This is a genomic window from Nocardia sp. NPDC003183, assembly GCF_053590715.1.
The window spans coordinates 1,518,160-1,535,075 of record NZ_JBSFTG010000001.1; the positions used below are offsets into that span (position 1 = coordinate 1,518,160).

Genomic DNA, 16,916 nt, shown 5'->3' on the forward strand with positions numbered 1-16,916 from the left:
TTCGATGACTGTCATCGCCCCCGCTGTCACGGTGTCCACCGACCTCAACCGGATCACCGCCGACGACGATCTGTTCTTCAAACTGCACAGCCTCTACCCGAACGCCCTGGTCAACCAGCTGGCGTACCGCTTCGACAGCGCGTTGAGCCGGGATCTGCTCGCCGACTGGCACGCGCACCTGGCGACCGGGTTCATCGCGCGCCGGGTCCGCACCACGCGCTTCCCGATCGCGCGTGCGCACTGGGAGCCCGCCACCGAATCACTGCCGCTGCGCTGGTCGGACACCCCGATTCCCGAGGAGCGGGTCCTCGACTGGTTCCTCGAGCAGGCCGCCGTCGAGTTCGACCCCGAGCGCGGGCTCGTGTGGCAGCTCGCGGGTGCGCCGCTCGCATCCGGTGGCACCGTGGTCACCTTGGTCGCCTCGCACGTGGCGTGCGACGGCGGCGCCATGATGCACGCGATCGTCGATTCCCTGGACCGGCTCAACCGCGGCGAGACACCCGACCGCCACACCAGCGCGGGCAGGCTCGTCGGCCCGGTCGCGGGCGCGGGCCGCTTCGCCGCCGATCTCGCGGATGCGCGTAGCCAACTCGGTGCCGTCGCCCGTGGCGTCCGGGCGGCACGCCGCGCCCGCGGTGTCAGCGAACCCGCCCGCAATCCGCGCCCGGCGGCGCCGCGGCTGCCCCATGCCGACACCTGGCAGGCGGCCGAGGCCATCGTTCAGCTCGATCTCGCCGAATGGGACGCCGTGGCCACCGCGCACGGCGGCACCACCAACGGCCTGCTGATCGGTGTCGCGGTCGGGCTGCTCGGTCGCAGTGGCCGCGTCGCCGACGGCGCCGAGGTGCGCGTCGACATTCCGCATTCGATGCGCGAGGCCGACGACCCACGCGCCAACGCCACCACCGGGCTGCCGATCAGCGTCGGCTACCGGGCGGGCGAACGCGCCGATCTGCCCGCGATCCGCGCCGCGCTCAAGGCGGCGGGCCTTGCCTATCGCGATCCGGCGACCATCCCACCCATCCAGCACCTGCAACCGGTGCAGATGCTGTTGCCCAAGGTGGTGCTGCACAAGTTCGCGCGCACCGCCAAGGCGCCGGAATGCCTGTGCACCAACATGGGTCGCACCGCGCAGAACATCGCGGTCCTCGGATCACACCGCGCACGCGATGTGATCATGCGCCCGGTGGTCAATCCCGGTCCGGTCGAGTTGTTCCGCCAGGTAGAGGTCGGTGTCAATCTCGCGTTCTCCTGCGATGACGACACGGTGACACTCGTGGTGACCGGCGGCGACCCCGATCGTTTCCCCACCCGCGCGGCACTGCGCGAGCTACTGGCCGCCGAATTCGCGGACTGGGGACTGACGCCGCGGTTCTGGTGACGGGCTAGGAGGCTTCCTCGACGAAGTCGACGGCCGCCTCTGCCTTGTCGATCCGCAGCGCGAACCGGAATCCGCATGCCGTCTCGAGTGAGGCGGAGCCCGGCTGCGGACGGTTGCGTACCTCGATGCTGACATCGAGGTCGTCGAACCCGACGTGGAACCGGTCGGCCATCCACAGTTGGGTGTGCCACGCCGTCTGCCCGGCGAGGACATCGCCGGGCGCGGGCCGGAAGTCCCGCAGCCGCACACAGACCGGCGTGTACCCGTCGGTGTCGGGCGCGAGGTACAGCACCACCGGGCCGTGCATCTCGAGCAGCAGCCGCAGCACACGCAGCGCATCATCGCTGGCCTCGACCGCACGGTGGCGATGATCTACCTTGCGGCCGTTGGGATGTCGAACCATAGTGCGCTCCTCGCAGTTTTCTCGCCGGTGATCGTGCTCGGGGCACACTATCGTTGCGAAAGGTTGGTCCAGGGTTGGTACCGGTCCAAACCTGCGAAGATCACCCGCGCGTGTCACCGCCACGGAATCGCCTCGCGTCTGCGACGTTGACTACTGATATGGCACTCGAATCGGTTCGCTTCTCGATCCTGGACCGCTCACGCGTGCGGCGCGGGCAGGACCACGCCGACGCCCTGCGGGAGACGGTCGCGTTCGCGGTCCTCGCCGAGCAGTGGGGCTACCACCGGTTCTGGGTCGCCGAGCATCACAGCGTTCCCGGTGTCGCCGGAACCGCGCCGACCGTGCTGGCGGCGGCGGTCGCGGCGGCCACCACGCGCATCCGCGTCGGCACCGGTGGGGTGATGCTGCCCAATCATCAGCCACTCGTGGTCGCCGAGCAGTTCGGCGTGCTCGGGTCGCTGTTCCCCGGACGAATCGACATGGGCCTCGGGCGTTCGGTCGGATTCACCGACGGCGTCCGCCGCGCGCTCGGCCACGGCCTCGACGACGCCGACGATATCGACGCACGCCTCACCGAGGTTCTCGACTACTTCGCGGTGGGCAGGCAGGGTGTGCACGTCCGCTCCGCGGAGGGCGCGGACGTCCCGGCGTTCCTGCTCGCCACCGGCTCCGGGGCCGAGCGCGCCGCACGATTCGGGCTGCCCCTGGTGATCGCCCCGATCGCGGGCACGCAGGCGATGGTGGACGCGATCGAGCGGTACCGCACCCTGTTCCAGCCCTCGGCTCGAGTCCCCCGACCGTATGTCGTCGTCTCCGCGACGGCGATGATCGCCGACTCGACCGAGCAGGCGCACCGACTGCTGCTCCCGGAGGCCTGGTCGAGCGCCTACTCGCGCACGCACGGCGAGTTTCCCGCACTGATCCCACCCGAGGAGATCGACCCGGCGACGATGACCGACCGCCAGCGCCACCTGTTCGAGCAGGCGCTGGGCCACCAGATCCACGGCACCGAGGATCAGGTGGCCGAAGCATTGGAAAAGCTGGTGAGCCGTACCGAGGCCGATGAAATCCTGGTCCACACCAGTACTTTCGATCGAGCGGCGCGTCTGGAATCACATCGGCGGCTGGCCCGCGTCGTGGGCCTGGCCGGCTAGTTCTCGCCGACAAAATTCGCGAGACCACTTGTACTCCGAAAACAAACCCGTCCGGCTCGCAATTTATTCGACGGTGTAAACAATCGTGAAGTGACTCACTGCGCGAGCACCGTTCTGCAGGACCACATCACCGCGGCGAGGCAGATCCGCCCGATAGCCGTACCATTGCCCACAGCCACCCAAACGCCCTGGTCCAGGTGATCTGTGAGATACGAGTGGATTGCCGAAGTTTCCGCAACACCGTGTCGCACAAACGATCTCGCACCGGCCAGTGCGCTGGATCACTGCACCCGATGCCGGCCGATGACCGGTATGGTTCGAGTCCACCGGCGCTCGAGATTCGTCCGGTAAACCATTCTTTCGACCGCATCCGGGAGCTCACGTGTCACAATCGCGTTTCGAATCCATCGGGGCATATCTTCCGTCGAACATCTTGTCCACCACCGAATTGATCTCCCGGTTGAAAACGCCACCGTCGTTCGATCTGGAGCGCATCACCGGCGTGAAAGAACGCCGTGTGCGCGACACCCGCCCGGAGTCGGTCGAGGACTCGTTCACCCTCGCCGTGAACGCCGCGCGCGACTGCCTGTCGCGGTCGAGCTACGCGCCGGGCGAGCTGGACGTGATCATCTCGTGTTCGATCACCCGCAGCAACGACGGCACCCGCATGTACATGGAGCCCTCGTTCGCGTCGACGATCGCCAAGACCCTCGGCGCTGAACGCGCCATCACCTTCGACGTCTCCAACGCCTGTGCCGGAATGCTCACCGGCACCTACATTCTGGACCGGATGATCCGCTCGGGCGTGGTGCGCAACGGCATGGTGGTCAGCGGCGAGGCGATCACCCCCATCGCCGAGACCGCGGTGAACGAGATCACCGAGAAATACGATCTGCAGTTCGCCTCGCTGTCGGTGGGCGACTCCGGGTGCGCGGTCGTGCTGGACCGCGCGGTCGACGACGCCGACAAGATCCACTACATCGAATTGCTCACCGCCGCAGAACATTCACACCTGTGCCTCGGTATGCCCAGCGACAAGTCGTCGGGCGTCGCGCTCTACACCGACAACCGCAAGATGCACAACGAAGCGCGGTTCCTGCTCTGGCCCGACGCCCAGGGCAGTTTCCTCGAACAGCAGGGCCGCGACTTCGCCGGCGAGCAGTTCGACTACATCATCCATCACCAGTTCGGTGCTGCCGCAGTGCCCTACATCAACGCGGTCGCCGCGCGTGAGTTCGGCGCCGAGATGCCGCCGGACCTCAATGTGATCGAGAAGTACGGAAATACTTCGACCACATCACATTTCATCGTTCTGCACGATCAGCTCGCCGACGACAACATCGCGGCGGGATCGAAACTGCTCATGGTGCCCGCCGCGTCCGGTGTCGTCGCGGGATTCCTGTCCGCCACCATCTCCTCCCTGAAGGTCTGAGGTCAACAATGGGCATTCGCATCCGAGCCACGGGCACGAGCAGGTCGACCGACACCCACAGCGTCGTCACCCACAGCGGGCGGGCCGCCGCACAATGTCTGGAGCAGGCCGGCGTCCGCCCCGACCAGGTCGGCGTGCTGATCAATACCGGCGTGTTCCGCGACTCGAACACCGTGGAACCGGCGGTGGCCGCGCTGATCCAGAAAGCGGCGGGTATCGGGCTCGACTACACCAGGACCGATCCGCGGACCTTCTCCTTCGACCTGATGAACGGCGCGGTCGGCGTCGTCAACGCCGTACAGGTGGCGGGCTCGGTCTTGGCGACGGGCAGCACCGAGCACGTTCTGATCGTCGCGGGCGACACGCACCCGTCGATGACTCGGTCGAGCGCCGATGCCGACTTCCCTTACGCCACCTCCGGTGCCGCGCTGCTACTCGAGCAGGTCGACGACCCCGAGGGCTTCGGCCCGGTGTACACCGCGACCGCACCCGGCACCGCCGCGGGACAGGCCTACGTCGACACGGCCGCCATGGGCACCGTCGGGCGAACGCTGATGACGATCGAACGCGAACCCGACTTCGAGGACCGCATCCTCGCGGTGGCCACCGAAGTCGCGCACTCCGCGCTCGCCGACTTCGAGGGCGCCTTCGTCGCGTTGATCGCCTCCACTCCGAGCCCGCGCTTTCCCGGGCGCCTGGCCGAGGAGCTCGGCATCGACCAGGACGCGGTACGGGTGCCCGACCTGTCCGACGGCGACCCGCACACCGCCGCACTGCCGCTGGCCTACGCCCGCGCGAGCGCCGAGGGTACGCTCGCCGGCTACACCCACGTGCTGTTCGTCGCCGCGGGCGCGGGCCCGTCCGCCGCCGCGACGCTGTACCGGCTCCCCGCGGAGACCACCGCGTGACGACGGCGACCTACTGGGCCACGATCGACCGCTTCCGCACGCTCGCCCACGAGGAGCCCGACCGCGAGGCGGTCATCTATCCCGACGGCACGACCGCCGACGGGCTACCCGACTACCGCGACATCACCTATCGCGACCTCGATCGCTGGTCCGACGCCATCGCCGAACATCTCACCGATTCCGGGGTGGGCAGCGGCACCCGCACGATCGTGCTCGTGCTGCCGAGCCCGGAGCTGTACGCGATCCTGTTCGCGCTGTTGAAGATCGGCGCCGTTCCGGTCGTCATCGATCCGGGCATGGGTGTGCGCCGCATGGTGCACTGTCTGCGCGCGGTCGAAGCGCAGGCGTTCATCGGGATCCCGCAGGCGCATGCCCTGCGGGTGCTGTTCCCGCGCAGTTTCCGGGGTGTGCGCACCACGCTCACCGTGGGGCGCCGCTGGTTCTGGGGTGGGCCGACGCTGGATTCGTGGACTCGCACCCCCTCCGGTACGCCGCCCGAGCGCGTACCCGCCGATCCCGACGAGTTGCTGATCATCGGATTCACCACGGGCAGTACCGGTCCCGCCAAAGCCGTCGAGCTGACGCACGGCAATCTCGCGGCGATGGTGGAGCAGGTGCACGCCGCCCGCGGGCACACGCCACCCGGCACGTCCCTGGTGACACTGCCGCTGGTGGGCGTCCTCGATCTGCTGCTCGGGTCGCGGTGTGTGTTGCCACCGCTGATTCCGAGCAAGGTCGGCTCGACCGATCCGGCGCACGTGGTCGACGCGATCGGGCGTTTCGGCGTGCGCACGATGTTCGCCTCGCCCGCGGTCCTCATCCCGCTGCTGGAACGGTTGCGCGCGCATCCGGTCGACCTACCGTCGCTGGCCAGTATCTTCTCCGGTGGCGCCCCTGTTCCGCACTGGTGCGTCGCCGGGTTGCGCGAGGTCTTGCGCCCCGATGTCGAGATCTACGCCGGATACGGCTCGACCGAGGCGCTGCCCATGTCGACGATCGAATCGCGGGAATTGCTCGCCGGTCTGGTCGAGCGCGCCAAGAGCGGCGAGGGCACCTGCATCGGCCGGCCCACCGATCGAGTGCGTGTCCGGCTGCTCGCCATCACCGATGACCCCGTCGCGACCTGGGACGACACCGAAGAACTCGGCGCACGCGAGGTCGGCGAGATCGTGGTCGCGGGCCCGAATGTGAGTACGCGCTACTACTGGCCCGCGCAGGCCAACACCGCGGGCAAGATCAGCGATGGCGAGCAGATCTGGCACCGCACCGGTGATCTGGGATGGCTCGACGAGCAGGGCCGGATCTGGTTCTGCGGGCGCAAGAGTCAACGGATCACGACCGCGCGTGGTCCGATGTTCACCGTGCAGATCGAACAGGTCTTCAACGCGGTCGCCGGAGTTACGCGCACGGCGCTGGTCGGTGTCGGCGCCCCCGGCGCCCAGCGTCCGGTCCTGTGCGTGGAGCTCGAACCCGGCGCGGACGCGGTGGCCGCACTCACCCGATTGCGGACGCGCGCCACCGAATTCGACACTCTCGCTCCGATCGCCGAATTCCTCGTACATCCGCGCTTCCCGGTCGATATCCGGCACAACGCCAAGATCGGCCGCGAACAACTCGCCCGCTGGGCCACGAAGAAACTGGACTCGCGACGATGAAGATCCTGGTCACCGGCGCGTCCGGATTCCTCGGCGGCGCCATCGTGCGGGCGCTGGTCGCGCAGGGCTCCCACGATGTCTCGATCCTGGTGCGGCGCAGCAGTATTCTCGACGATCTCGGTCCAGCCGTGGAGCACGTCACACTCGTCTACGGGGACCTGGCCGACGCGGCGTCGCTGAGCCGGGCCACCAGCGGCATGGACGCGGTGATCCACAGCGCCGCGCGGGTCGACGAACGCGGCACCAGGGACCGCTTCTGGACCGAGAACGTGCGGGCCACCGAGCTGCTCCTGGATGCGGCGCGCCGGGGCGGCGCGGGCCGGTTCGTTTTCATCTCGAGTCCGAGTGCCCTGATGGAGCGGGACGGCGGCGATCAAGTCGACGTCGACGAGTCGCTGCCGTATCCGAGCCGCTACCTCAATCATTACTCCGAAACCAAGGCCGCGGCCGAACGCGCCGTACTCGCCGCGAACACAGCGGAATTCACGACCGTGGCGCTACGACCGCGAGCGATCTGGGGCGCCGGAGACCGATCGGGGCCGATCGTTCGATTGCTCGATCGCACCGCCGCGGGCTCGCTGCCGGACCTGTCCTACGGTCGCACCGTCGAGGCCTCGCTGTGCCACGTGGACAATATCGTGCACGCCTGCCTCCTGGCGGTGCGCTCGGACACGGTGGGCGGCAAGGCGTATTTCATCGCCGATGCCGAGAAGACCGATGTCTGGGGGTTCCTCGGTGAGGTCGCCACGAGACTGGGCTTCCAGGCCCCTGCGCGCCGACCGAACCCGCGGGTGCTCGCCGCCGTCGTCGCGACCATCGAAACGATCTGGCGGATACCGGCGGTGGCCGATCGCTGGTCGCCTCCGCTGTCGCGCTACGCCGTCGCGCTGATGACACGCACCGCCACCTACGACACCGGTGCGGCTCGCCGCGATCTCGGCTACGTGCCTGTGGTGGATCGCGAGACCGGTCTGGCCGGATTCCTGGCTTGGCTCGACGAGCAGGGCGGCATCGAGGTGCTCGCCGAGAACCTTCGATAGTTCGCGGCCACCGTCACACCCGCCACGACACCTTCGGCACGGCCCGCGCGGCACCGACGACGCCCCAGGAGGCAATCATGAACGGCAGCAAGGTTTTCCGTCGTCCGGTGACGACCACCGAGCGGATGTATTTCCCCATGCGCGAGCTGGCCCCGCCCTTCCTCATGCAACTGGTGGTTCCCGGTGAGGGCAACATCGACCCGGATGCATTGCGCACAGCGGTAACCACCGCCGCGGCGGCCACCCCCGGTGCGCGACTGCGGCGGCGCGGCAACGAGTGGGTCGACAGTGCCATCGCCCCGGCCGTGCGCGTTCTCGACCACCGGCTGAGCTACCCCGCCCTCGAGACCGATCCGGTCCTCACGGGCGCGATCGGACCGACCCCTGATGCCACCGTCGAGGTGCTGCTGCTCGCCGGCGCGCCGACCACGCTGATCTTCCGTGTCTTCCACGGAGTGATGGACGGCATCGGCATGGTGGCGTGGGTGACGAATGTGCTGCGCGCACTACGCGGTGAAGACCCGGTTCCCCAGCCCGATCCGATCGCCGACCAGGAACTCGTCGCGAGAATCGGCGCTCCCGGCAGGCCGACTCCGATGGTTCCGCGCTACCGCACCGCCGTCGGCCGAGGCCGGCAGCGCCGCGATCTCGCGCCGCATCTGCTGCGTCATCGCCGGATCGCGGCCGCTGGTTCCGGCGCGTTGGCCCGCGTCTGTGCCCTGCTGGCCGCCGAGACTCCCGGCGCCTCGCGCATCATGATGCCCGTGGACCTGCGCCGCCACGACCCGGCGCTGCGCTCCACCGCCAACCTCGCGCTACCGCTGTTCCTCGATATCGAGCCCGGACGCGACTGGATCTCGATCAAAGACCAGATCAAGGCCGGTTTGCACGAACGGCGCGAGCTGAATCAGCTGGCCAGCACCCGCATCACCCTGGTCCCCGACCCGATCAACCGCGGCGTGCTGCGCACCACGAACTGGCTCGGCGCCCGCCTCGGCCGAAACCTCGCCTCGGCCACCGTCTCCCATATGGGCCGCTTCACCGCCGACGAACTCGCCGTCCCCGGCTTCCGCCCGACCGGACTGTTCGTCCTGCCCCAGCACAGCATCGCCATGCCCCTGCTGTTCGGGCTGACCGAGTTCGACGGCCACACCGACCTGACCGTGTCGGCACGCAACGGCGTGGGCATCGAGGCCCGCCTCGAAGCCCTGCTCGATCGCATCGTCGCCATGCTCGAAGCCGACCTTCCCGCACCGAGCCCGGCAGACCGGCAGCGGTAGCCACCCGCCCGACTCCGGCGACCAGGTCGCTATCGCGACTATCCTGGACACCGTGGGCATCATCGGTGAACTCTTCCCAGGCAAGAAGCTGCAGAACGAGGGCAGCGGCGACTCCAACGGTCAACCCCACCTCGACTTGGACCTCGAAGCAGGCGTCATCCGGGTCTCCGGCGCCACTACCGCGCCCCCGACCGACGACGAACCCGACGCCTGACCTGCCACCGTCGGTCCGCGTGACCGGCTCGGCAGTGCGCTGTCGTTCGCGGGCCACTCGATCGACGCGACCGTTCTGACATGCCGTCTCTGGGCCGGGCCGGCGCTCGCATGCGCCGCGGTCGCCTCGCGAGTCACTAACCACCGAGGAAGGCCGTCCAAGCGAGCATCGAAGCGGCGAGCGCGTTCTCCCATTCCGGTTCCCGCTCCCGTGGTTCGTCGCGCGATCCCGAAGGCGGAATCGCCCGCCGATTCGGTGCCGACGCGGCGACCGGATCCCTCCACCGGCGCCCACCCCAGCGGGGGTGTTCGCCGCCCATCGCTACCGTCGCCATCACTGCGCCGAGGAAGCGTCGGCGGCCGGATGCGCGCGTCGGCCATGGACGGAGTCCACTGTGGACACACCGAGCGCCCCCAGCGCGGCCCATGTCATGCGTCTCATGACGCCTCCGCGCGCACGAGTGCGGCGACGAACGCAGCAGCGTCGACCCCACCGACCACGCGGCCCTCGTGCACGATCAGCACCTCACCGTGATAGTCGGCGAGCCGTGTCACCGCGGCTCCCACCGGCTCGGTGGTGCCGGCGAAGGCCGGCGGCGGATCCAGGTGCGCGCCGATCGGATCCTCGTCCGGAGCGCCGACGAGGCGCGCCTGCGTTGCGGTACCCAGCACCTCGGCGACCACCACCGGCCCCGCGGTCTGCCGGGCGAGGACGACCGGAAGAGATCGTCGGGAAGCCAGTTCTCGGCGGACCGACGCCACGGTCGTTGTCGACGGGAGCAACCGCGCCTCGGCGAGCACCGACGAACCCGGCCCGACCGACCGGGCTCCCTCGACCACACCGAGCGCCGAACCGACCGTCAGCTCACCATGGGCCGCGAGCAACGGAAATCCGTACTGCCCGAGCCAACCGTCGTCGAAGTACTTCGACAGGTATCCGCGTCCCGAGTCAGGCGCGATCACCACCACCACATCCTCGGGCCCGAGCGCGCGGGCCACCCGCAGCGCCGCGGCGATCGACGTGCCGGAGGAACCACCGAGCAGCAGACCTTCCTCCTTGGCCAGCCGGTGCAGCACTCGGAGCGATTCCCCATCGGAGATCCGCTCGACACGGTCGATCACCTCGGTGTGGTAGGACTGCGGCCATTCGTCGAGCTCGGTGTCGGGATGCCGGTAGTGGCCCACCGACTCGACATACCAGGCACGACCGTCACCGCCGCCGTACACCGATGTCTCGGGATCGGCGCCGACGACCTGGACCCGGCCGCCCGAGACCTGCTTCAGGAATTCCCCTGTGCCACTGACGGTTCCGCCGGTGCCGATGCCCGCGACAAAGTGGGTGACGCCGCCGCCGGTCTGCGCCCAGATCTCGGGACCAGTGGTTTCACGATGAGCGGTGGGGTTGGCCGGGTTGTCGTACTGGCCCGCGAACCAGGCACCCGGGATTTCCTCCGCGAGCCGCAGCGCGACACTGCGCAGGTGCTCGGGGTGCCCGACCGGACGGCCGCCGGGTGTCACATGCACCTCGGCGCCATAGGCCCGCAGCAGCGCGATCTTGTCGCGGCTCGACTTGTCCGGCACGACCACCACCGTGCGATAGCCGCGCGCCGCCGCGATGGCGGCCAAGCCGATGCCGGTGTTGCCGGAAGTCGCCTCCACCACGACCCCACCGGGCCGCAACTCCCCCGCGGCCTCGGCCGCGTCGAGCATGAACAGCGCCGCCCGATCCTTCACGCTCCCCGCGGGATTGAGATATTCGAGCTTCACATACACCGTGGCGGCGATGTCGTCGGTGATCCGGTTCAACCGAACCAGCGGGGTGTGCCCGATGGCCTGGTCGATGGAATCGAACACCGTGGCGGTGCGCACGGTGTGGTCGATGTCGATGGTCATGCGTCCGAACTTCCTGTTTCGCCGAGCGACCGCGGCACTGCACACCGCCGTCGCAGATAGTCGGGGTCGAAACCGCTTTCTCCGAGCACAATTCGGCGCGGACCCTCGGCCGCGCGTGCACATTCCAGATTCCTCGCCACCGCACCGCGTCGACAGGTTTGTTCTCACCCGGATTCGATCGGCGCCTCGTGAATTACTCGCACCGGTGCGCCGAATCATTGCGCCTGGACAGCGTGGTGGCGATAGTTCTCGGCACGTCGTCGACCAGGAGGCCGCCATGACCGCGACCGAACCACCCCGCTCCGGCGCACAAGCCGTCGACCGTGCCGTGTACGTGTTGAACTGCTTTCAGGGCGGGGACCCCGAATTGTCGCTGAGCGAATTGGCGCAGCGGGCCGGGCTCCCGGTGAGCACCACCTTCCGGCTGGCGCAGGCGCTGGTGCGCGGCAGGCTGCTGGAGCAGGACCCGGCAACCGACCGCTACCGGATCGGGCACGGACTGGCGTGCCTGGCCCGTCCCGCGCTGTCACGGCTCGGGCTCGACGACGCGGCGCCGCACCTGTACGCGCTGGCCGCCGGCATCAAGATCACCGTCAGTCTCAGTGTCGCCGATGCCGACGAAGCCCTCACAGTGTTCCAGGCCAGGCCACCGATCCATTTCTGCCACAACCAGATTCCGCAGGAGCGGCGACCGTTGAGCACCAGCGCGGTCGGTCACGCGCTGCTCGCGCATGCCTCGGTGGGACTCGACCGCGGCAACGGCGAACTCTTCGACACCATTCGCCGACGTGGGTTCGCCATCGAGGAGATCGACAGCGACGAACCGATCCGCGCGATCGCCGTCCCGGTCCTCGGTCCGGATCGGCAGGTGTGGGGTGCGATCGGTGTGCAGGCGCGCGCGGTACGTCTGGATCGCGATCTCGTTCGTGCCGTACTGCCCGCCATGCACCAGATCGCGGTACGTATCGGTCCGTATTTCCATACCGCGGCCGCAGGTGAGGGATTCGACGCACCATGATTTTCACGATGTGGAAACAGTATTGCCGAGCCGTTATCTGTTGACGCACTATTGAATACAGGCGGCGTCCCCTACGCCGATCCCGCTCACGAAAGTCTCATCATGATCGAATCCCCCGCGCTCGTCCGCCGTCGTACGGTGGACTTGATGCGCCTGTCCCCCGGATTCTGTCGCAGCTGAAACAGCGGCGGCATTCCTCCGTCGCCGATCTCCACTTTCTCTCATATCCCGTTGATCCGCCCTTCGTGTGCGGATCGTCGCGGCGTGCGCCCCTGGTGGCCCGTCGCGTGGTCCTCCCACGCCGTAGAAAGAACTCGCGAACCATGTTGTCCAATACCTTCCGACGACGTCCGCTGCGTGCGCTCGCCGCCGCGCTCGTCGCACCCGCCGTCCTCGCGGTCGTCACCGCATGCGGCGGTACCGATGCGGTGACGACCGCCGACGGCAAGACCGTGCTGCGCTACCAGGGACAGACCGGACAGGTCACACCGTACGAGCTCGCCGACAACCTGGGCTACTTCACCAAGATCAGCTTTCAGTGGGAGGGCGACACCACCAGCGGCCCGGCCAACATCCAGGCGGCCGCCACCAAGCAGGTCGAATTCGGTAGCGCGTTCAACGGCGCGGTGGTCAAGCTCGCCGCGGGCGGCGCGCCGGTACAGGCTGTGCTCAGCTCCTACGGCTCCGATGCCAAGTCGTTCACCGGCTACTTCGTGCGCGATAACGCCGGCATCACCAACGCCCGTGACCTGATCGGCAAGAAGGTCGGCGTCAACACCCTCGGCGCGCACCACGAGTTCGTCACCCGCGAATGGCTGCACCAGCAGGGCCTGAGCGAGGCCGAGATCAAGCAGGTCCAGCTGATCGTGGTGCCGCCGGTCAACACCGAGGAGGCGCTGCGCAGCGGTCAGATCGACGTAGGCGCGCTCGGCAGCGTATTCCGGGAGACCGCCGTCGAGCGCGGCGGCCTGCACCCACTGTTCACCGACAAGGACATTTTCGGCGAATTCGATTACGGCACCTACGTTTTCCGCAAGGACTACATCGCGCAGAATCCCGAGGCCGTCAAGGACTTCGTGCAGGGCACCGCGCGTGCCACCCGCTGGCTGCAACTCACCCCGCGTGATCAGGTCGTCGCCAAGTTCACCGAGATCATCAACAAGCGCGGCCGCAACGAAAACCTCAAGTTGCTCGACTACTGGCGCAGCCAAGGGATTCCGGTGCCCGGAGCGGTGATCGCGGACAAGGAGATCCAGATCTGGATCGACTGGCTCGAGCGCAACGGCGAACTGCCCAAGGGGAAGATCACCGCCAAGGACCTGTTCACCAACAAGGACAACCCTTACGCCAACGGCACCTACCAGCCGACGAGCGGCCCGACCGGAGAGGTGGTGGCCGCGAAATGACCGGCACCCCAGCTAAACTCGCGTTGCGATCGGTGGGCAAACAGTTCGCCGTGCGCGGCACCGACGAGAAGTTCACCGCGATCGACGACATCTCCATCGAGGTCGAAGCAGGCGAATTCCTCGTCCTGGTCGGGCCCAGCGGCTCCGGCAAATCCACGCTGCTCGATCTGCTCGGCGGGCTGAGCAAGCCCAGCTCCGGCCAGATCCTCCTGGACGGAGCCCCGATCACCGGTCCCGGCCTCGACCGCGGTGTGGTGTTCCAGCAGTACGCGCTGCTGCCGTGGCGCACCGCCCGCGCCAACATCCAGTTCGGCCTCGAAGCCAAGGGCATCGCTCGCAAGGAACGCAAGGCGATCGCCGAGCACTACCTGGAACTGGTCGGCCTGGCCGGCTTCGGTGACCGGTATCCGCACGAATTGTCCGGCGGCATGAAGCAACGAGTAGCGATCGCGCGCAGCCTGGCCTTCGATCCGGAAGTGCTGCTGATGGATGAACCATTCGCCGCGCTCGACGCGCAGACCAGAGAGTCGCTGCAGGACGAACTGCTGCGGATCTGGCGCACGACCGGCAAGACGATCCTGTTCATCACCCACGGCATCGACGAGGCGGTGTACCTGGGCCAGCGCGTCGCGGTACTCACCTCGCGTCCCGGCCGGGTGAAGGCCGTGATCGATATCGACATCGACCGCAGTGGCGATATCGATGTCCGCTCCAGCGAACAGTTCCGCGACTACCGCCATCGGATCTGGACGGAACTGCAAAGCGAGGTGAGCCGGGCCCAGCGCCTCGAACTCGCCGCCGACGACAGCACGGCCGCCGCGGCGGTCGCGTCCACCGACAGGAGTCCCGCCCATGTCTAGCGCCGTCCCCCTGCTCGTCCGTCCCGTCGAAGTCGCCGCCGCCGAACCGGCCGCATCGCCGGTTACCCCCATCGCGGCGCCCGCTGCCCGCTCCACGCTCACCCGGGCGGCGGGCTCGGCGGGCAGCGCGGTGCTCCGCATCGCCAAACCACTGCTCGCCTTCGCGTTGCTGCTCGGGGCGTGGGAGTTGGCGCCCCGGTTCGGCCTGGTCGACGAGGTATTCCTCCCGCCGTTCTCCACGGTGGTGCAGGCCTTCTTCGAGTTGGCGGGCAACGGCCAGCTGGCCGAACACACCTCGGCGAGCCTCACCCGCTCGGTCACCGGCTTCTCCTTCGCCCTGGTGATCGCCGTCCCGGTCGGCATCGCCATCGCCTGGTACAAGCCGGTATCGGATTTCCTCAATCCGGTGCTCGAACTGTTCCGCAACACCGCCGCGCTCGCGCTGCTGCCGGTGTTCGTGCTGATCCTCGGCATCGGCGAGACCTCGAAGATCGCGCTGATCGGCTACGCCACGTTCTTCCCGATCCTGCTCAACACCATCACCGGCGTGCGCACCGTCGACCCGCTGCTCGTGAAATCGGCGGTCTCACTGGGCTTCTCGCCACTGCGGTTGTTCCAGAAGGTGATTCTGCCCGCGGCGATCCCGTCCATCTTCACCGGCATCCGGATGGCCGCGGCGGGCTCGATTTTGGTCCTCATCGCCGCCGAGATGATCGGCGCGCGAGCCGGTTTGGGCTATCTCATCACCGCCGCGCAGCAGAACTTCCAGATTCCGCAGATGTACGCGGGGATCGTCGCGATCTCGCTGATCGGTCTCGGTTTCAACTTCGCCCTCGTCGCGCTGGAACGCCGGCTCTCGCGCTGGCGCACCTCACCGACCAACGCCTGATCAGGAGATCACCATGGCTCGCAAGACTTTCCACCTGAACGCCTTCCTGATGGGCGTCGGCCACCACGAGGCCGCGTGGCGCCATCCCCGCACCGACGAACAGCGCGTACTCGATGTGCGCCACTTCCAGGAGCTGGCCCGCATCGCCGAGCGCGGCAAGCTCGACTCGGTGTTCTTCGCCGACACCCTCGCCGTGGGACCGCGGATCGAACGCAACACCCTCACCGTGTTCGAACCGATCACCCTGCTGTCGGCGATCGCCGCGGTCACCGAGCGGATCGGCCTGATCGCCACCGCGTCCACCAGTTACAACGAACCGTTCAATCTCGCACGCAAGTTCGCCTCGCTCGACCACATCAGCGCGGGCCGGGCCGGATGGAACATCGTCACCTCCGGCAATGTCGACGAGGCCTACAACTTCGGGCTCGACGCGATACCCGAGCATGCCCGCCGCTACGAACGCGCCGAGGAATTCGTCGACGTGGCGCTGGCACTGTGGGACAGCTGGGAAGCCGAGGCGATCGTGCTCGACACCGAGACCGGTGTCTTCGCCGACCCGAGCCGGGTGCACACCCTCGACTACGCGGGCGAACGGTTCCGTGTGCGCGGGCCACTGAACTCCCCCCGTGGACCGCAGGGTCGTCCGCTGCTGGTGCAGGCCGGGTCCTCGGAATCGGGCAAGGAGTTCGCCGCTCATCGTGCCGAAGCCGTGTTCACCGCCCAGCGCACCCTCGACGAGGGCGTGCAGTTCTACCGCGATCTCAAGTCGCGCCTGGCGAAATACGGTCGCGCCCACGACGACTTGAAGGTGCTGCCGGGCCTGGTGCCGTTCATCGCCGACACTGTCGAGGAGGCCAGGGCGCTCGAGCAGGAGTTCACCGACCTGATCTCGCCCGATTACGCACTGCGCCAACTGTCCTCGATGCTCGGCGTCGATCTCACCGCGCACGCGCTGGACGCACCGTTGCCGCCGCTGCCCGCCGAGAGCGAGATCGAGGGCGGCAAGAGCCGGTTCACGCTGGTCAAGCAACTCGCCGAGACCGAGGACCTCACGGTGCGTCAGCTCATCGGCAAGCTGGGCGGCGGCCGCGGTCACCGCACCTTCGCCGGCACCCCCGAACAGGTCGCCGATGAGCTGCAGAGCTGGTTCGACGCGGGCGCGGCCGACGGGTTCAACATCATGGCGCCCTACCTGCCCGGCGGCCTGGCGGACTTCGTGGACCGCGTGGTGCCGATCCTGCAGGAACGCGGACTGTTCCGCACCGATTACGAATCCACCACCCTGCGCGGCCATTACGGGCTCGCTCCGGTGGAAAGCCAGTTCGCCGAGCAGGACGCACGGGTGAGCGCCTGATGCGCGCCCGCCGACTCGATATCGAGTTCA

The 16,916-nt window shown here is 68.1% G+C and carries 15 protein-coding genes; 13 read left to right on the top strand and 2 right to left on the bottom strand.

All coding sequences use genetic code 11. From position 1 onward, the window contains the following. The first annotated feature begins 4 nt into the window (after positions 1–4). On the top strand, positions 5–1,381 hold the full coding sequence (locus ACWDXS_RS06975; protein WP_378991973.1) for a hypothetical protein: 1,377 nt from the start codon (positions 5–7) through the stop codon (positions 1,379–1,381). Positions 1,382–1,385: 4 nt separating this feature from the next. Here ACWDXS_RS06975 and ACWDXS_RS06980 read toward each other — a convergent pair whose 3' ends face one another. Further along, the gene (locus tag ACWDXS_RS06980; RefSeq protein WP_378991972.1) at positions 1,386–1,784 is read right to left on the bottom strand and encodes a DUF779 domain-containing protein; all 399 of its coding nucleotides are present in this window, start codon (positions 1,782–1,784) and stop codon (positions 1,386–1,388) included. Between the two features lie 158 nt (positions 1,785–1,942). Between ACWDXS_RS06980 and ACWDXS_RS06985 the strand changes: the two genes are divergently transcribed. The 7 genes from ACWDXS_RS06985 to ACWDXS_RS07015 all read left to right on the top strand — a co-directional run bounded on the left by ACWDXS_RS06985 (position 1,943) and on the right by ACWDXS_RS07015 (position 9,467). Continuing rightward, positions 1,943–2,938, top strand: a complete 996-nt coding sequence (locus tag ACWDXS_RS06985; protein ID WP_449962962.1) for an MsnO8 family LLM class oxidoreductase — start codon at positions 1,943–1,945, stop codon at positions 2,936–2,938. Between the two features lie 382 nt (positions 2,939–3,320). Next, positions 3,321–4,370: a 3-oxoacyl-ACP synthase III family protein gene (locus ACWDXS_RS06990; protein ID WP_378631287.1), complete on the top strand. Its 1,050-nt coding sequence runs from the start codon at positions 3,321–3,323 to the stop codon at positions 4,368–4,370. Positions 4,371–4,378: 8 nt separating this feature from the next. Next, positions 4,379–5,278, top strand: coding sequence for a hypothetical protein (locus tag ACWDXS_RS06995; RefSeq protein WP_449962966.1), 900 nt, complete (start codon positions 4,379–4,381; stop codon positions 5,276–5,278). Then, the gene (locus ACWDXS_RS07000; RefSeq protein ID WP_449962969.1) at positions 5,275–6,933 is read left to right on the top strand and encodes a fatty acid CoA ligase family protein; all 1,659 of its coding nucleotides are present in this window, start codon (positions 5,275–5,277) and stop codon (positions 6,931–6,933) included. Before ACWDXS_RS06995 ends, ACWDXS_RS07000 begins: the two co-directional genes overlap by 4 nt. After that, positions 6,930–7,973 carry an NAD-dependent epimerase/dehydratase family protein gene (locus ACWDXS_RS07005; RefSeq protein ID WP_378991967.1) on the top strand — a complete coding sequence of 348 codons (1,044 nt, stop codon included), beginning with the start codon at positions 6,930–6,932 and terminating at the stop codon, positions 7,971–7,973. The genes ACWDXS_RS07000 and ACWDXS_RS07005 overlap by 4 nt, the downstream gene beginning before the upstream one ends. A gap of 77 nt (positions 7,974–8,050) precedes the next feature. Then, a complete protein-coding gene (locus tag ACWDXS_RS07010) occupies positions 8,051–9,253 on the top strand; it encodes a peptide synthetase (RefSeq protein ID WP_449962973.1) in 1,203 nt (400 codons plus the stop codon). Positions 9,254–9,305: 52 nt separating this feature from the next. Then, entirely contained in the window at positions 9,306–9,467 is a 162-nt protein-coding gene (locus ACWDXS_RS07015; RefSeq protein ID WP_378631280.1) for a hypothetical protein, read from the top strand. A gap of 437 nt (positions 9,468–9,904) precedes the next feature. On the opposite strand, the gene ACWDXS_RS07020 is transcribed toward ACWDXS_RS07015, so the two are convergent. Next, entirely contained in the window at positions 9,905–11,359 is a 1,455-nt protein-coding gene (locus tag ACWDXS_RS07020; protein ID WP_449962977.1) for a PLP-dependent cysteine synthase family protein, read from the bottom strand. Positions 11,360–11,636: 277 nt separating this feature from the next. On the opposite strand from ACWDXS_RS07020, the gene ACWDXS_RS07025 reads away from it, so the two are divergent. The 5 genes from ACWDXS_RS07025 to ACWDXS_RS07045 all read left to right on the top strand — a co-directional run bounded on the left by ACWDXS_RS07025 (position 11,637) and on the right by ACWDXS_RS07045 (position 16,886). Continuing rightward, positions 11,637–12,377 carry an IclR family transcriptional regulator gene (locus ACWDXS_RS07025; RefSeq protein WP_378991964.1) on the top strand — a complete coding sequence of 247 codons (741 nt, stop codon included), beginning with the start codon at positions 11,637–11,639 and terminating at the stop codon, positions 12,375–12,377. A gap of 323 nt (positions 12,378–12,700) precedes the next feature. Then, complete coding sequence (locus ACWDXS_RS07030; RefSeq protein ID WP_378991962.1) at positions 12,701–13,783, top strand: ABC transporter substrate-binding protein; 1,083 nt, start codon at positions 12,701–12,703, stop codon at positions 13,781–13,783. Beyond that, positions 13,780–14,643, top strand: a complete 864-nt coding sequence (locus tag ACWDXS_RS07035) for an ABC transporter ATP-binding protein (protein WP_378991960.1) — start codon at positions 13,780–13,782, stop codon at positions 14,641–14,643. The genes ACWDXS_RS07030 and ACWDXS_RS07035 overlap by 4 nt, the downstream gene beginning before the upstream one ends. Next, positions 14,636–15,532 (top strand): ABC transporter permease, encoded by an 897-nt coding sequence (locus tag ACWDXS_RS07040; protein ID WP_378991959.1) that lies wholly within the window; start codon positions 14,636–14,638, stop codon positions 15,530–15,532. Before ACWDXS_RS07035 ends, ACWDXS_RS07040 begins: the two co-directional genes overlap by 8 nt. A gap of 13 nt (positions 15,533–15,545) precedes the next feature. Then, a complete protein-coding gene (locus ACWDXS_RS07045; protein WP_378991958.1) occupies positions 15,546–16,886 on the top strand; it encodes an LLM class flavin-dependent oxidoreductase in 1,341 nt (446 codons plus the stop codon). Positions 16,887–16,916 lie beyond the last annotated feature (30 nt).

What these genes read in the sequence shown, in the direction of transcription:
- ACWDXS_RS06975 (WP_378991973.1), top strand. Translation starts at nt 5, where the DNA reads ATGACTGTCATCGCCCCCGCTGTCACGGTGTCCACCGACCTCAACCGG.
- ACWDXS_RS06980 (WP_378991972.1), bottom strand. Translation starts at nt 1,784, where the DNA reads ATGGTTCGACATCCCAACGGCCGCAAGGTAGATCATCGCCACCGTGCG.
- ACWDXS_RS06985 (WP_449962962.1), top strand. Translation starts at nt 1,943, where the DNA reads ATGGCACTCGAATCGGTTCGCTTCTCGATCCTGGACCGCTCACGCGTG.
- ACWDXS_RS06995 (WP_449962966.1), top strand. Translation starts at nt 4,379, where the DNA reads ATGGGCATTCGCATCCGAGCCACGGGCACGAGCAGGTCGACCGACACC.
- ACWDXS_RS07005 (WP_378991967.1), top strand. Translation starts at nt 6,930, where the DNA reads ATGAAGATCCTGGTCACCGGCGCGTCCGGATTCCTCGGCGGCGCCATC.
- ACWDXS_RS07010 (WP_449962973.1), top strand. Translation starts at nt 8,051, where the DNA reads ATGAACGGCAGCAAGGTTTTCCGTCGTCCGGTGACGACCACCGAGCGG.
- ACWDXS_RS07020 (WP_449962977.1), bottom strand. Translation starts at nt 11,359, where the DNA reads ATGACCATCGACATCGACCACACCGTGCGCACCGCCACGGTGTTCGAT.
- ACWDXS_RS07025 (WP_378991964.1), top strand. Translation starts at nt 11,637, where the DNA reads ATGACCGCGACCGAACCACCCCGCTCCGGCGCACAAGCCGTCGACCGT.
- ACWDXS_RS07030 (WP_378991962.1), top strand. Translation starts at nt 12,701, where the DNA reads ATGTTGTCCAATACCTTCCGACGACGTCCGCTGCGTGCGCTCGCCGCC.
- ACWDXS_RS07035 (WP_378991960.1), top strand. Translation starts at nt 13,780, where the DNA reads ATGACCGGCACCCCAGCTAAACTCGCGTTGCGATCGGTGGGCAAACAG.
- ACWDXS_RS07040 (WP_378991959.1), top strand. Translation starts at nt 14,636, where the DNA reads ATGTCTAGCGCCGTCCCCCTGCTCGTCCGTCCCGTCGAAGTCGCCGCC.
- ACWDXS_RS07045 (WP_378991958.1), top strand. Translation starts at nt 15,546, where the DNA reads ATGGCTCGCAAGACTTTCCACCTGAACGCCTTCCTGATGGGCGTCGGC.